The sequence below is a fragment of the Rahnella sp. NRRL B-41462 genome (assembly GCF_003263525.1).
GTDB lineage: Bacteria > Pseudomonadota > Gammaproteobacteria > Enterobacterales > Enterobacteriaceae > Rahnella > Rahnella aceris.
Genome location: NZ_JYDF01000205.1, coordinates 1 through 706 on the forward strand (window position 1 = coordinate 1; position 706 = coordinate 706).

Consider the following 706-nt stretch of genomic DNA (forward strand, 5'->3'; position numbering starts at 1 on the left):
CCCCCGCCACCGGAGGAACCTCATGCTAAAGCGGATACAAAACAATCGTGAACTGACCGCGCTGATGGCGATTATTGCGCTGTTTGCCTTGCTCGGTGCGATGGACCGGCAGTCGTTCAGCTTTCAGACACTGAGCATGATTTTTGGCAGCGCGCAGATCCTGATGTTGCTGGCGATGGGGGCCACCGTGGTGATGCTGACCCGCAACATCGACGTGTCGGTCGGTTCCGTTACCGGCCTGTGCGCCGTGACGCTGGGGGTTTTGCTCAACGGCGGCATGAACCTGCCGCTGGCCTGTTTGCTGACTCTCGGCACCGGTTTACTGGCCGGAATATTTAACGGTGTGCTGGTCGCCTGGCTGCGTATTCCGGCGATTGTCGCCACGCTCGGTACGCTGGGGTTATACCGCGGGCTGATGCTGCTGATGACTGGCGGCAAATGGATTGAAGGCTTACCGGCCGGGCTGAAATCTCTGTCAGAACCGGTTTTCCTCAATGTCTCCCCGCTCGGCTGGCTGGTGATTGTCTTGCTGGCTGCGATGTTCTGGATGCTGGGTCGCACGGCGTTTGGCCGCAGTTTCTACGCTGTCGGCGACAACTTACAGGGCGCCAGACAACTTGGCGTGGCCGTCAACCGGGTACGCATTCTGGCATTTGGCATTAACGGCATGATGGCCGCCATTGCCGGAATTGTCTTCGCTTCACAA

General features: G+C 58.9%; 1 pseudogene. It reads left to right on the plus strand.

From position 1 onward, the window contains the following. Positions 1–22: 22 nt before the first annotated feature. Positions 23–706: pseudogene (locus UC14_RS26635) on the plus strand (autoinducer 2 ABC transporter permease LsrC); the annotation flags it as partial.